The sequence below is a fragment of the Asaia sp. As-1742 genome, from assembly GCF_011753235.1.
GTDB lineage: Bacteria > Pseudomonadota > Alphaproteobacteria > Acetobacterales > Acetobacteraceae > Asaia > Asaia bogorensis_B.
The window spans coordinates 119,084-131,458 of sequence record NZ_VWWA01000005.1; the positions used below are offsets into that span (position 1 = coordinate 119,084).

Consider the following 12,375-nt stretch of genomic DNA (forward strand, 5'->3'; position numbering starts at 1 on the left):
GGTTTGCTCACGGTCAGGTGAGAGGCGTTGCACCAATCGTGGGGGCGCCTGAATCTTCATTGGCAGCCGCCTATGCAGAGGATTGCAGCGATGGTCCTGCCTACCGAAAAATGCAAAAGAGAGAAGTACTCGAGCAGATTACTCTGTGCCTGATATCGGAGACAAATCATTTGCCCGCGCATTGCGTATTCTACCTCAACGAGAAAGACGTTTCGGTACTTACCTGCGTGGGGTTCGGCTCTTTTCCTGCCTATTCCGGGTCCGGCGACTTCACCAACCGCCCTGCGGCGGCCAGCAACAGGAATAACGGTCCTCTCCCATCGGGGCTTTACCATATCCTCGACCGGCAGTGCGGAGGTCGACTGGGTGTCGTCAGGGATCATGTCGGTGATTTCTTCGCGGGTACCCGACGTCAGGACTGGTTCGCCCTCTACCGTGATGACGGCATCATAGACGATCAGACATCGATAGACGGCATCAGACGCGGGGCTTTCCGGCTGCATCCTGTTGGGTTCTGGGGGATCAGCAAGGGATGCATTACATTGCCTGAAACCCATGATTTCTATCGCCTGCGTGAATTCCTGCTCGCTCAATCGCCGACCTATGTGAACGGGATGCGGTCTTACGGGACGCTGGACGTCAGATGAAAGCGCTTGTCACCCTGCCGGTCGCCGTTCTGGTCTATCTCGCTCTGGGTAATGCCACGCATCACTATTTTGCCTGGTCGGGTCGAAGCTGGAAGATCCTGTCGCCCGTTTTTTACGTCAATGACGCTCTTGCCCTGGGTCTGAGTCAGGCCAGTATCATCATGACGACCATGATGCTTGTCAGCCTTATCCTGGCCTACGTCATCGTGACAGGGCTGCGTGCGTTGATGAGCCGCCGCAAGGCCTGAATTCCGCAGGATACAGCAGGCAGTGTTCGCAGTCGTGACAATTCGGGACGCCTTGAGCGTTACCGGATTGCGCTCAGGAACTGCGTAGAAAGGCCAGACAGGCTACCCGTAATGCCGAGGCGAGCGGGCGTTCCGGCGGGCGGGATGCGTCGATACTGGCGATCAGGGAAGCCAGCGAATTGCCGGCACTCATTTCCTCCAGCACGGCCCAGAATTCCGGCTCCAGAGCGATGCTGGTGCGGTGGCGTGACAGTGTGAAGCTGCGTTTGACGAGATCACTCATTGTCTTCGTGACCCAGCAACTCGGCTCGTGCCCATTCTGCCGCTTCAGCCACCATCGGGTTCTCGTCCCCGGTCAGGGTTTCGATCAGGGCCAGATGGTCAGTGTTGCGCGAATTCCCGAGCGCGATCAGCACATTGCGCACAAAGCGGTTGCGGCCGATGCGCTTGATGGGCGAGCCGGAGAAAAAGCTGCGAAATCCGGCATCGTCCAGACGGGCCAGATCGTCCAGCCGGGGCGCCATCAGATCGGCACGGGGCTGGAGCTTCATATGGCGCGAGGTCGCGGCAAAACGGTTCCACGGGCAGGCATTCAGGCAGTCGTCACAACCATAGATGCGATTGCCCATCGCCTTGCGGAATTCGACTGGAATCGGCCCGTCATGCTCGATGGTGAGATAGGCGATGCAGCGTCGCGCATCGAGCGCATAAGGGCGCGGAAAAGCATCGGTGGGGCAGGCGGTCAGGCAGCGCGTGCAGCTGCCGCACGACCCGGCGCGTGGTGGTGACGGGGTGAGGTCGAGCGTGGTGTAGATTTCACCCAGAAGCAGCCATGACCCATGATCGCGGGAGACGACATTGGTGTGCTTGCCCTGCCAGCCAAGCTGGGCCTGTTCGGCCAGAGGCTTTTCCATAACCGGCGCCGTGTCGACAAACACCTTCACCTGTGTGCCATCGCCACCGACATCCTGACGCACCACGAATTGCGCCAGATGCTTGAGCATGCCCTTGAGCACATCATGATAGTCGCGATGGCGGGCATAGACCGAGATCGTGCCGGTATCGGGTTGGTCGAGTGTTTCGGCGGGATCGGCTTCAGGTGCATAAGACAGGCCGAGTGAGATCACGCTGCGAACCTCGGGCCAAAGCGCCTTGGGGTCGCCGCGCTGGTCGATGCGCTGTTCCATCCAGCTCATGGTGCCGTGGCGCCCGTCTTCCACGAACTGCTTCAGGCGCGTGCGGGCTTCTTCGGGCAGGGTGGCGTCACAGAACCCGATCGCATCGAAGCCGAGATGCCGCGCATGGTCGGCAATGCGGTCTTCGATGCTCTTGCTCATGGGGCAGAGGACGTCATGGGACGGGTGGCCAGTCCGGCTGGGGGAATTCGTCCTGCGTCCAGTCTCCCGCGGCCCAGCCGGCACGCAAGGCAAGCGCTTTCTGCGGCAGGGTGCCGTCCACGATGGCCGCGCGTATCTCACGCATCAGGCGCTGGTAATAGGCGAGATTGTGCCAGGTCAGCAGCATCGGGCCCAGAATTTCATTGGCGCGGAACAGGTGATGCAGATAGGCGCGGCTATGGCGTGAACAGGCCAGACAATCGCAGTCCGGGCTGATCGGGCGATTATCCTCGGCATGGCGGGCATTGCGCAGATTGAGCGTACCGCGCTCGGTATAGGCGCGCGCCGTGCGGCCTGCACGTGTGGGCATGACGCAATCGAACATGTCGACACCGCGTTCCACACCGCCCAGCAGATCATCGGGGGTGCCCACGCCCATCAGATAGCGTGCATGGTCCTGCGGCAGGAGCGGGGTGGTGAAATCGAGCGTCGAGAACATGAGTTCCTGACCTTCACCCACCGCCAGACCGCCGATGGCATAACCCTCAAAACCGATATCAGTCAGGGCTTTGACCGAGCGCGCGCGCAGATCGCGCTCCGTGCCGCCCTGCACGATGCCGAACTGTCCGTAGCCGGGGCGTTGCACGAAGGCCTCGCGCGAGCGCGCCGCCCAGCGCATGGACAATTCCATGGAGGATTCGAGGCGCTCCGGCGTGGCGGGCAGGGCGGGGCATTCATCGAAACACATGGTGATGGTGGCATCCAGCGCGTGCTGGATGTCTGTGCTGCTTTCCGGCGTCAGGCGATGCTTTGAGCCATCGATATGGGAATTGAACGTCACCCCGTCCTGATCGAGCTTGCGCAGCGCACCAAGCGACATGACCTGAAACCCGCCTGAGTCGGTCAGGATCGGACCGGACCAGTCCATCATGCGATGCAGGCCGCCCATCTTGCGCACGCGCTCGGCGCCGGGGCGCAGCATGAGGTGATAGGTATTGCCCAGAATGATACCCGCACCCGTCGAGCGCACGGCATCCATGGTCATGGCCTTGACCGTACCCACCGTGCCGACCGGCATGAAGGTAGGCGTCGGGATCGTGCCATGGGCGGTATGCAGATGGCCTGCACGCGCCTGACCGCAACAGGCCTCGGCCTTCCACTGCATTTTCGTGGCGGATTCGGTCATGGGGCGCGGTCCAGCAAGCAGGCATCTCCGTAGGAATAAAAGCGAAAGCCATTGGCAATCGCGTGACGATAGGCCTCGCGCATGGTCTCGGTTCCGGCCAGGGCACAGACGAGCATGAACAGGGTCGAGCGCGGCAAATGGAAATTGGTCATCAGCCGATCAACCGCTCGGAAACGATAGCCCGGCTTGATGAATATGGAGGTCTCCCCCTCCCAGGGGTGAACGATGCCCTGCTCATCGGCGGCGCTCTCAAGCAGACGCAGGCTGGTCGTGCCGACGGCCACGATTCTCCGGCCGCTGGCGCGGGTGTCGTTGATAAGCTGTGCCGTCTGGGCGTCGATGCGGCCCCATTCGGCGTGCATCTTGTGGGTGGCAATCTCGTCACGCACGGGCAGGAAGGTGCCCGCTCCCACATGCAGGGTGAGGGTGTGGCGCTTTACGCCGCGCGCATCGAGCGCGGCCAGAACCTCGGGCGTGAAATGCAGCCCCGCCGTGGGCGCCGCAACGGCGCCCTTGTAGCGCTCGAAAATCGTGGCGTAGTCGCTGTCATCCTGCGCCGTCGGGCCGGTGGGGCGGTCGATATAAGGCGGCAGGGCAAGAACGCCAGCGCGTTTGAGGAAGTCGTCAAAGGCCTCGCCCTCGGCGGAGAAGCGCATGGAGATTGCCCCATCGCCTTCATTCTCGACAACTTCAGCGGTTACGGAATCTGTGCCGAAATGCAGTGTGTCGCCCGGCTTCAGCTTGCGGGCGTTTTTCGCCAGCGCATGCCAGCTGCCATCGCTCAGGATACGATCGAGCGTGATCCCGATTTTGGCTTCACCGCGTCGTGCCGCGAGCTGGGCACGGATGACCGCCGTATCATTGGCGATCAGCAGATCGCCGGGTTCGAGCAGGCTGGGCAGATCGCTGATACGTGTCTCGGCCAAAGGCTGACCGGCAGCAACACGCAAGAGGCGGGCGCTGTCACGCGGGCGGGCGGGTTCCAGAGCGATATTCTCGCGCGGAAGATCGAAATCGAAATCGGATATCTGCATGGGCGGCTTCGTTTAGGCCAGATCCGGCCTGCAATGCCAGTGCAAATAATCCTTTCCTTTCCCCGCCGTCGCATGCGTCTTCAGGGAAGAACCGGCTGCGTGGAGCGGCAGGCCCCACTCGTGATTTGCGGTTGAAGCCGCTCGTCGGGGTGTGTGTGATCGCTCCGGGGCAAGCCGGCACTCTCAGCCTCGGCCTGATGGCCCGGACAGAGCTTGAGATGGTCGATCAGCCAGCGCCCCGCCGGGCCGGGCGGCTCGGCGGTTGGGTAGACAGCGGTCATGGGCATGGCCGAGCCGCCGGGGATGAAGCCGTCAATATCGAGTTCGACAAGCCTGCCGGAGTCCAGATCGGCCCTGATGCTGTGGACCGGCATGCCGCCCCAGCCAAGCCCGCCAAGCAGGAAGTGATGCTTGGCGTAGAGATCGGCCAGACGCCAGGTCGAGGGTGAGAAAATGCCACGCTCCCGCCCGGCGGAAAGGGAGGTACGATCCGTCAGCACAAGCTGCACATGCCGGGCGAGTTCTTCACGTGGAATGGGACCTTCGTGACGGGCCAGGGGGTGCTCGGCCGAGGCCACCATCATGAACCGGATATCGCCCAGAACTTCCGAGGAGAGCGCGTCGGGCAGATCGGGGAGGGGGCCTGCAATGCCGATACGGGCCCGTGAATCGAGGATCGGCTCGAATACGCCCCCAAGTGCCTCGACATACAGTCGCAGCGGCGTGTGGGGAAAGGTCTCGCGAAAGCCACGTGCCACGCGCGTCATGCGATCCATGGGAAAGAACACATCGACCACGACCGATAATTCCGGCTCGATCCCCGATGACATGCCGTAAGCGCGTGCCTTCATGTGGTCCACGCCCAGTACGATGCCGCGTGCATCCGCCAGAAGGGTCTCGCCTGCCTTGGTGAGCTGCGGGTAGCGCCCCATACGGTCAAAAAGCGCGACACCCATCTGGGATTCCAGCGTGGCGACCATCTCGCTTATGGCGGGTTGCGACCGGCGGAAGCGTCTGGCTGCGGCGGAAAAGCTGCCATCATCGGCGGCGGCAATAAAAACGCGTAGCTGATCGAGCGAGATACGGTCCAGCATTGCGCCTCTTCCCTGACTGATTATCCATAACTTGAGGCGATACTATCTATCGGAATATATCAAGTGTCCAGATGGATCAACATATGGGACGGTGCGCTCCTCACGGCAGCTGGTGAGGCCCGATACGGGCCGCCCGTCGCCTCTTCGACGCTGTATTCAGGAGCGTAGCCCATGAAGATTCTTCATATCGATTCCAGCATTCTTGGTGACAATTCGGCCAGCCGGGTCCTGACGGCCGAGACGATCTCCCATCTGAAGGCGTCGCATCCCGGCGCTGAAATCACCTATCACGATCTGGCTGCGCACCCGATCCCGGTGCTCAGCGCCGGTCATGTTGCAGCGCGGTTCGGCGCTGAGGTGACCGACGAGACGATTCAGGCCGATCTGGCGCGTGGCAATGCTCATGTGGATGAGCTGTTTGCCGCCGATGTGATCGTCATTGCCGTGCCGATGTACAACTTCACTGTCCCGGCCCAGCTCAAGAACTGGATCGATCGTGTCGTGGTGGCAGGCAAGACGTTCAGCTATGGCGAGAACGGTCCCGCCGGCCTTGTGCCGCAGGGCAAGAAGGTCGTGCTGATCTCGACGCGCGGCGGCAATTACACACCGGGCAACCCGGCTGCCGTCATGGATCATCAGGAGCCCTATATGAGCGCGGTCCTGGGCTTTCTGGGCCTGAAAGACATCACCTGGATCCGTGCCGAAGGTCTGAGCCGCGGGCCGGAAGCCCGTGAGGCCGCCTTCAAGGCCGCCCGGGCCGAGATCGCCGCCCTCTCTTTCTGATCAGTCAACCCTCACGCAAGGATCATCGGTTGTGAACAAGTCTTTCCTCGCCGGTCTCACGCTCGTCACCTCTCTGGCAGCATTGCCGCAGGCTCATGCCCAGAAGGGCGGGACCCCCGACCCCAAGGCCGTGCAGGCCGGCACCTATGCGGTCGAGCCCTATCATACTCAGGTCGGCTTTACGCTCCTGCATATGGGGTTCACCAATTTCTCGGGGTTCTTCTCGCAGGCATCGGGGTCGCTCACGCTCGATCCGGCCCATATCGACGCGGCGAAGCTTGATGTGACCCTGCCGATCGCCTCGGTCCAGACCACGGTGGCCAAGCTGGATGGTGAACTCAAGGGCGCGGACTGGTTCGATGCCGACAAGTTCCCGACGGCGCATTTCGTTTCGACGCATATCGTGCGCAATGGCGCAGGCATGGCGAGCATCAGTGGTGATCTCACCCTGCATGGCGTCACGCGTCCTGTCACCTTCAAGGCGAAGCTGATCGGCAGCGGCGTCAACCCGCTCGACAAGAAGGAGACGGTCGGGTTTGAAGGCAATGCGACCATCTCTCGTAGCGCCTTCGGTGTGTCGCGCTACGTCTCGCTGGTGGGCGATGCCGTAACCCTGCACATCGCTGCGGCTTTCGAGCGCTAGTCCTGAGCGGGGCATAACGCCCCTCAGTCAGGCCCGGTACCCATGCCGGATAACGCGCCTGACAAGGGCCCGGGACATCCGGGCTTTTCGGAGTGGATCGGTGCCGCTCCCCGGTCGGGCGGCATGACGCCGGGATGTGTCAGGTCAGTTGGGTAAGAAGAGAATGACTCGTCGCGACGCACCGCAGAGCACAAGCCGCCCCGCAGACGGGGCGGGGCCCATGCGGCGCTATGACCCGGTTGCCGTAACGCTTCACTGGGTCATGGCTCTTGGTATCCTCACGCTGATCGGCATCGGGCTGGTCATGGTCCACCTCACGCTTGGACCATCCAGACTGTTTGCCCTGTATCAACTGCATAAATCGATTGGCATCACGATCCTGATCGCCGCCTGTCTGCGCCTGATGTGGCGGTTCGTTCGTCCGCCACCGCCTTTGCCCCCGGACATGGCGCCGGGCGAGAGGCGTCTTGCAGGGCTGGCCCATCTTGCCCTGTATGCCGAGATGATCGGGTTGCCGCTTACGGGCTGGGCTGTTGTGTCGAGTTCGGTGTTTGCCATCCCGACCGTATTGTTTGGCGTCATCCCCTGGCCCGATCTGCCATGGCTCTCATCACTGCCTGACAAGAAGCCGGTCGAGGCTGTTTTCTCGGCGATCCATGCCTATGGGGCCTATCTGCTGATTGCGCTCATTGTGCTGCATGGGTTTGCGGCCCTGCGCCACCATTTCGTGCTGCATGACGAGGTGCTTGCCCGCATGCTACCGAAATTTCTGCGGAGATCCCGTTGATGAATGTCCAGTTTCGCGCCTTGCCCGTGCGGCAGATGATTGCCCTGTCTTCAGTTCTTGTGCCCATGGCAGGAGCGACCCTCGCCAGTGCGCAGAATGTCACCGACCCCTCTGCGAAGGGGCTGCCCACAAGCTGGGTGGTGGACAAGGCGCATAGCCGGTTCGGTTTTACCGGAACCCAGACCGGGACGCCGTTTGAGGGAAGTTTCACGCAGTATGAGCCGCAGATCGCGCTCGACCCTGCCCACCCTGAGACAGGGCAGATCGACATGACAATCGATCCGGCCAGCGCACAAACCGGCGACAGGCAACGTGACACGGCCTTGCCCGGATCGGACTGGTTCGACACAGCGACGTTCCCGAAAGCCCACTTTGTATCGAGCGCAATCCGTCGTGTTCAGGGCGATCAGTATCAGGCCAGCGGCACACTCACCCTGCGCGGTGTCACGCAACCCGTGACGCTGGACTTCACCCTGGATGTCACAGGGGAGACCGCCCATGCGAAAGGCCATGCCGATCTGCTGCGCAGCCGCTTCGGCGTGGGGCAGGGGCCGTGGTCAACAGGGCAGTGGGTGGCGCTTGAGGTGTCGGTGGTTTTCGATCTGACAGCGCATCGCGCGGGCTGAGGTCGCGGTACCTCTAAACGGGTTGCTGCTGCCTGCGTCAGAGGCGATGTCCTTCCCGCTAGGTCAGCGTGGAAAACCACCCCCGTATCGGGGGGTGGAGTGATGGCAGTTTTCCGCTAGATTGGCGGAACGTTTCTTACGGAGGTAAACCATGTCCTATGCTGCTCTCGATGCCGCCCGTGTCGCCAAGGCGTCCAAATCCGCCCTCACTGCGCTGGGTCAGGTGAAGGAACAGTCCGAAACCCATGTCCGCAAGACGATCATGGTCGAGCGTATCGAAGCGCTGGCCAGCGCCGCTGCCGAGACCAGCTTGCCGGGTGGTGGGCTCGTGACCCTTACCTCGGAAGAGTTCTGGCTGATCAGCAAGAACTGGTAAGGCACTATCTACACGTCAGGGCTTGGCCGATGATGGCCAGTGCCCTGGCGTGCAGTCATGACCTGTTAAAAGGGTGAAGTCTCACCCCTGATAGGAAGCGATTTCGATCAGGTTCCTGTCAGGATCATGAATATAGACCGACGTAATGGGCCCAAGGGCGCCGATACGGGTAACAGGTCCCTCGATGACGGCCACACCGCATTTATCCAGATGACGGATGATGTTTTCCGAGTCGATGGCGGTGGTGAAGCACAGATCGCTGACACCCGGAGCAGCGGATTCCGCTGTCGTCCAGCCCTCTGAATCGATAGGGCGCAGGTTGATCTTCTGGCCACCGAAGCTCAGGGAGACACGGTTGTTGCGACCGTATTCCTCGATTTCCATCCCGAGGACACGCTGATACCAGTTGGCGGAGAGTGCACGGTCACGAACCGTAAGAACGATGTGGTCTAGACGATCAACAGTGAAGCGCATGAAGGATCGAACCTCGGCTGGCGGGGGCGTACATCAAGCACTATCAGTGTTCCGGGCCGTCTGACTAGAGACAGCATCGGGGTCAGGGGGCAGAAACCGGGCCAGTGTTGTTGCAATGCGCGGCGCAATCACCAGCAGCGACAGAAAGCGCGCCACCTGCATGGCCATGACGAAAGGCATGTTGATGGGTGTAGAGGCTGCGATAATGGCAATCGAGTCAGCGCCGCCGGGGCTCGTCGCCAGATAGGCGCTCAGCACATCCACATGGGCAATATGGGCAAGGGGCCAGGACAGCAGGGCGCAACCGCCAATCAGGATGAGCGTCGAAAGCGTGACGGCGGGCAGGGTGCGCCAGACATGGTGCATGACATCGCGGGTGAAGCGTCGCCCGACCATCCAGCCAATCACCATATAGCTAGGGACAAGCAGGAAATGGGGCAGGGCGTAATGCACGCCGAAACCAGCCTGAAGGATAACCCCGCCCGCCATGCTCAGCAGCAAAGGCGCGGCACCATGACGGACGAAACGCGCCAGCAGAACCGCGCAGGCGATGACGGCAAGGCAGGGCCACAGCGTTGCAGCTTCATGGCCGATCAGGTGAAGGACTGTTTCCGGCATCCCGACCTGACTGGTCAGGCTGGCGTGAGAGGTGCTGGCATCATGCGGCATAGGGCGGTGCGAACTGGTGATATGGGCAATGATCGATGTCGTGAGCGTTACCAGCAACACGCGCAGATACACCATGAAGGCCACAAGCCTCTGATCCGCGCCATAGGCCACGCAAAGCAGCAGCATGGCCGTGGCAGCCCCCGGAGAGGCACCCCACAGGGCCGTACTACCGGGCATGACGCGCAAGCGCGCCAGCACCCAGCCGAGGGCAAAGCTCATGACGATGACCGAGAACACCCCGCCCAGGAAGATACTCCATTGCGACAGGATCTCGCGCAGAACGCCAAGGGTCAGGCTATGCGCCATGAGCTGCCCGATGACCGCCTGAGCCACAACAGGCAGCGTGCGGTGCAACGGGATGACACGGCCCGAAACAGCCACAGCAATGGCCGCGACCATCGCGCCGATCAGCAGGGCAGCAGGCAGGCCCAGCAGGGTGAGCCCGCCACCCAGCAGAGCGGAAAGGGCAATCAGCCCCAGCCAGAGCGACACCTGACCTTTCATGCGTTGAACGCGATCTCGTCACTGCGTGTGACACGGCACAGGCGCGGAAAGACATGGGTTACCGCCATGCTGTGCAGATCGGCATTGAGCGAGGTGCAGGCATCCTCGGGCACGACCACATCATAGCCAAGTTCCCAGGCGTGGCGCAGGGTCGACTCCACGCCGAAATTCGTGGCGATACCGGCGAGGATGATCGTCCGGATGCCCCGACGGCGGAGTTGCAGATCCAGATCGGTTCCTGTGAAGGCGCCCCATTGCTTCTTGAGCACAACCAGATCACCGGGCTGCTGGAGGTCCGGGGCAAAGTCGCTCCAGTCGGCAGGCAGGGGGCTGGAGGAGGCGAGAGGCTTGTCCACGTTATGGGGCGGCGCATCGGCAAAATCCGGGGCAAAGCCGACATGCACCAGAATGACCGGGGCACCGGCCTGACGGGCCTGCTCCGCAAGTTTCATGTTGCGCGACAGAACCTCTTGGCCCGTATGGGGGGTGACGGGCATACTCAATATGCCTTTCTGAAGATCGATCAGCACGAGCGCCGTTGTCTTGGGATCGAGAGCAAGCATGGGAGAACCCTTCTCTGATGGAAACGTCACCCGCTACTTATGCGAGGGAATCCTCGCATAAGTCAAACGCAATTGCCCCCAAGAGGCAGCGCGGGCGCGAGAGAGTGGCGCGTATCCTTGATGCTGCCGGGGCGGTTTTTGCCGAAAAAGGGGTCGATGGGACGACCATGACCGAGATCGCCGCGCGCTCGGGCACGGCCATCGGGTCGCTCTACCGCTTCTTTCCCACCAAGGAGAGCATCGCCGCGACGCTTCTTGAGCGGTTCATCCATGACCGCCTTGCCGTGCTCGATCAGCTTTGCGAGACCGTCCAGCCCGGAGCGGGGGAAGAACTGGCCCGTGCGCTGCTCGATGTCTGGCTGGATAAGCGCGAGGAGCGCGATTACACGACGCTGCTTCTGGCAGCCCGACCCGATGCCGAGCACCATACGGCGCAGTGGCGCGCCCAGTTTCAGGGCCGCGTGGTGCGTATTCTGGAGAAGGCAGAACCCGGAGCGCAAGCCAGTGCCGCTGCACGTGGCGTCGTGCTGCTGCACCTCCTCAAACTTGCCCCTCAACTGGTCAGGAGCGAGGCCGACACGGATGTCAGGACGGAAATGGAAAAGCTCGTTCTGGGGCTAGTCAACGCGGCTTGAGGGACAAGCCGGGTTTGCCGCCGTGCCGGGCAGGACGACTGAAAGACAAAAGGACGCCGCGAGGGCGCCCTTTTGGGGGTGGTGTCATCAAAGCGCGGTAGCCGCGTTCAGTGAGGGCGCTTGCGGAAGGCGTCGAGACTGACAACCTGGCCATCCTCGCTGGCTGCCGGATGATTGGCTTCGGCCTCCTCGGGCTCGGCCTCGGATTCGTCGGTTTCAGCGGCCATTTCGCCCGGTGCAACCGTGAAGCGCAGGGCCATACGGATATGCGGGTCGGCAAAGGCTGTGATGGCGGCGAACGGAATGACCAGAACGCTGCCGATCCCCCCGAAGGAGAGGCCGACGGATACCGTCATGGCGTCGCGGTCCACCTTCAGATCCCAGAACTGGTGTTGCAGCACGATTGTCATGTCATGCGGGTATTGCGCGCGCAGACGATCGGGAATGATGACGCCCGGATAATCGGTCAGAAAGGTGAGGTAGAAATGATGCTCGCCCGGCAGCCCTTCGGCGCCCGCATAATCGAGAGCACGCAGCATGACTTCGCGATAGGCGTCTTCAACCCACTCATCGTAAGGCAGCAGGCTTTCTGGCAGTTCGTGATCCATGCCGTCACCCTGATCATCATTCATTCTGGAAGATCCATCTTGCGAAAACTGATCACGCAGGGATGCGACGTTTCATGCGGGATGGCAAGGCCTTGCGGGGAGGCGTGGTATTTCACCCATGCGCAGGCAGAACCCGCCCTGACTGCACGGTGTGGCCCTGT

The 12,375-nt window shown here is 61.8% G+C and carries 17 protein-coding genes; 8 read left to right on the top strand and 9 right to left on the bottom strand.

The window, feature by feature from the left end:
• Window positions 1-170: 170 nt before the first annotated feature.
• Window positions 171-647, top strand: coding sequence for a DUF2778 domain-containing protein (locus F3J08_RS09845; RefSeq protein ID WP_166929656.1), 477 nt, complete (start codon window positions 171-173; stop codon window positions 645-647).
• A complete protein-coding gene (locus tag F3J08_RS09850; RefSeq protein WP_166929658.1) occupies window positions 644-895 on the top strand; it encodes a hypothetical protein in 252 nt (83 codons plus the stop codon). Before F3J08_RS09845 ends, F3J08_RS09850 begins: the two co-directional genes overlap by 4 nt.
• Window positions 896-968: 73 nt before the next feature.
• Here the strand turns inward: F3J08_RS09850 and F3J08_RS09855 are convergent, their stop codons facing one another.
• From F3J08_RS09855 to F3J08_RS09875, 5 genes are all read right to left on the bottom strand, one after another.
• Entirely contained in the window at window positions 969-1,178 is a 210-nt protein-coding gene (locus F3J08_RS09855; protein WP_023979092.1) for a ribbon-helix-helix domain-containing protein, read from the bottom strand.
• Window positions 1,171-2,232, bottom strand: a complete 1,062-nt coding sequence (queG, locus tag F3J08_RS09860) for a tRNA epoxyqueuosine(34) reductase QueG (protein ID WP_166929660.1) — start codon at window positions 2,230-2,232, stop codon at window positions 1,171-1,173. Before queG ends, F3J08_RS09855 begins: the two co-directional genes overlap by 8 nt.
• A gap of 13 nt (window positions 2,233-2,245) precedes the next feature.
• Entirely contained in the window at window positions 2,246-3,418 is a 1,173-nt protein-coding gene (gene tgt / locus F3J08_RS09865; protein ID WP_166929662.1) for a tRNA guanosine(34) transglycosylase Tgt, read from the bottom strand.
• On the bottom strand, window positions 3,415-4,452 hold the full coding sequence (queA, locus tag F3J08_RS09870; RefSeq protein WP_166929664.1) for a tRNA preQ1(34) S-adenosylmethionine ribosyltransferase-isomerase QueA: 1,038 nt from the start codon (window positions 4,450-4,452) through the stop codon (window positions 3,415-3,417). Before queA ends, tgt begins: the two co-directional genes overlap by 4 nt.
• An 80-nt stretch (window positions 4,453-4,532) precedes the next feature.
• Window positions 4,533-5,546 (bottom strand): LysR family transcriptional regulator, encoded by a 1,014-nt coding sequence (locus tag F3J08_RS09875; protein WP_166929666.1) that lies wholly within the window; start codon window positions 5,544-5,546, stop codon window positions 4,533-4,535.
• A 171-nt stretch (window positions 5,547-5,717) separates the two neighbouring features.
• Here F3J08_RS09875 and F3J08_RS09880 point away from each other — a divergent pair, with 171 nt between their 5' ends.
• The 5 genes from F3J08_RS09880 (at window position 5,718) to F3J08_RS09900 (ending at window position 8,761) form a co-directional block, all read left to right on the top strand.
• Window positions 5,718-6,329 carry an FMN-dependent NADH-azoreductase gene (locus tag F3J08_RS09880; protein WP_122038905.1) on the top strand — a complete coding sequence of 204 codons (612 nt, stop codon included), beginning with the start codon at window positions 5,718-5,720 and terminating at the stop codon, window positions 6,327-6,329.
• A 31-nt stretch (window positions 6,330-6,360) separates the two neighbouring features.
• Window positions 6,361-6,972 (top strand): YceI family protein, encoded by a 612-nt coding sequence (locus tag F3J08_RS09885; protein WP_166929668.1) that lies wholly within the window; start codon window positions 6,361-6,363, stop codon window positions 6,970-6,972.
• A gap of 163 nt (window positions 6,973-7,135) precedes the next feature.
• The gene (locus F3J08_RS09890) at window positions 7,136-7,759 is read left to right on the top strand and encodes a cytochrome b (protein WP_240149265.1); all 624 of its coding nucleotides are present in this window, start codon (window positions 7,136-7,138) and stop codon (window positions 7,757-7,759) included.
• Entirely contained in the window at window positions 7,759-8,385 is a 627-nt protein-coding gene (locus F3J08_RS09895) for a YceI family protein (protein ID WP_205206900.1), read from the top strand. Before F3J08_RS09890 ends, F3J08_RS09895 begins: the two co-directional genes overlap by 1 nt.
• 151 nt (window positions 8,386-8,536) lie before the next feature.
• Window positions 8,537-8,761: a hypothetical protein gene (locus F3J08_RS09900; protein WP_023979083.1), complete on the top strand. Its 225-nt coding sequence runs from the start codon at window positions 8,537-8,539 to the stop codon at window positions 8,759-8,761.
• A gap of 81 nt (window positions 8,762-8,842) precedes the next feature.
• Here F3J08_RS09900 and F3J08_RS09905 read toward each other — a convergent pair whose 3' ends face one another.
• Genes F3J08_RS09905 through F3J08_RS09915 form a run of 3 tightly spaced genes read right to left on the bottom strand, consistent with a single transcriptional unit; the run spans window position 8,843 to window position 10,971 of the window.
• Window positions 8,843-9,235, bottom strand: a complete 393-nt coding sequence (locus F3J08_RS09905) for a VOC family protein (RefSeq protein WP_062164071.1) — start codon at window positions 9,233-9,235, stop codon at window positions 8,843-8,845.
• A gap of 33 nt (window positions 9,236-9,268) precedes the next feature.
• On the bottom strand, window positions 9,269-10,408 hold the full coding sequence (locus F3J08_RS09910; RefSeq protein WP_166929670.1) for an AbrB family transcriptional regulator: 1,140 nt from the start codon (window positions 10,406-10,408) through the stop codon (window positions 9,269-9,271).
• A complete protein-coding gene (locus F3J08_RS09915) occupies window positions 10,405-10,971 on the bottom strand; it encodes a hydrolase (RefSeq protein ID WP_122038900.1) in 567 nt (188 codons plus the stop codon). Before F3J08_RS09915 ends, F3J08_RS09910 begins: the two co-directional genes overlap by 4 nt.
• 17 nt (window positions 10,972-10,988) lie before the next feature.
• Here F3J08_RS09915 and F3J08_RS09920 point away from each other — a divergent pair, with 17 nt between their 5' ends.
• Entirely contained in the window at window positions 10,989-11,606 is a 618-nt protein-coding gene (locus F3J08_RS09920) for a TetR/AcrR family transcriptional regulator (RefSeq protein WP_166929672.1), read from the top strand.
• 107 nt (window positions 11,607-11,713) lie between these two features.
• Here F3J08_RS09920 and F3J08_RS09925 read toward each other — a convergent pair whose 3' ends face one another.
• The gene (locus tag F3J08_RS09925; protein ID WP_166929674.1) at window positions 11,714-12,238 is read right to left on the bottom strand and encodes an SspB family protein; all 525 of its coding nucleotides are present in this window, start codon (window positions 12,236-12,238) and stop codon (window positions 11,714-11,716) included.
• Window positions 12,239-12,375 lie beyond the last annotated feature (137 nt).

Excerpts from the sequence above, each read along its gene's own strand:
- F3J08_RS09850 (WP_166929658.1), top strand. The coding sequence starts at position 644 with ATGAAAGCGCTTGTCACCCTGCCGGTCGCCGTTCTGGTCTATCTCGCT.
- F3J08_RS09855 (WP_023979092.1), bottom strand. The coding sequence starts at position 1,178 with ATGAGTGATCTCGTCAAACGCAGCTTCACACTGTCACGCCACCGCACC.
- queG (WP_166929660.1), bottom strand. The coding sequence starts at position 2,232 with ATGAGCAAGAGCATCGAAGACCGCATTGCCGACCATGCGCGGCATCTC.
- tgt (WP_166929662.1), bottom strand. The coding sequence starts at position 3,418 with ATGACCGAATCCGCCACGAAAATGCAGTGGAAGGCCGAGGCCTGTTGC.
- queA (WP_166929664.1), bottom strand. The coding sequence starts at position 4,452 with ATGCAGATATCCGATTTCGATTTCGATCTTCCGCGCGAGAATATCGCT.
- F3J08_RS09875 (WP_166929666.1), bottom strand. The coding sequence starts at position 5,546 with ATGCTGGACCGTATCTCGCTCGATCAGCTACGCGTTTTTATTGCCGCC.
- F3J08_RS09880 (WP_122038905.1), top strand. The coding sequence starts at position 5,718 with ATGAAGATTCTTCATATCGATTCCAGCATTCTTGGTGACAATTCGGCC.
- F3J08_RS09890 (WP_240149265.1), top strand. The coding sequence starts at position 7,136 with ATGACTCGTCGCGACGCACCGCAGAGCACAAGCCGCCCCGCAGACGGG.
- F3J08_RS09895 (WP_205206900.1), top strand. The coding sequence starts at position 7,759 with ATGAATGTCCAGTTTCGCGCCTTGCCCGTGCGGCAGATGATTGCCCTG.
- F3J08_RS09900 (WP_023979083.1), top strand. The coding sequence starts at position 8,537 with ATGTCCTATGCTGCTCTCGATGCCGCCCGTGTCGCCAAGGCGTCCAAA.
- F3J08_RS09905 (WP_062164071.1), bottom strand. The coding sequence starts at position 9,235 with ATGCGCTTCACTGTTGATCGTCTAGACCACATCGTTCTTACGGTTCGT.
- F3J08_RS09910 (WP_166929670.1), bottom strand. The coding sequence starts at position 10,408 with ATGAAAGGTCAGGTGTCGCTCTGGCTGGGGCTGATTGCCCTTTCCGCT.
- F3J08_RS09915 (WP_122038900.1), bottom strand. The coding sequence starts at position 10,971 with ATGCTTGCTCTCGATCCCAAGACAACGGCGCTCGTGCTGATCGATCTT.
- F3J08_RS09920 (WP_166929672.1), top strand. The coding sequence starts at position 10,989 with ATGGAAACGTCACCCGCTACTTATGCGAGGGAATCCTCGCATAAGTCA.
- F3J08_RS09925 (WP_166929674.1), bottom strand. The coding sequence starts at position 12,238 with ATGAATGATGATCAGGGTGACGGCATGGATCACGAACTGCCAGAAAGC.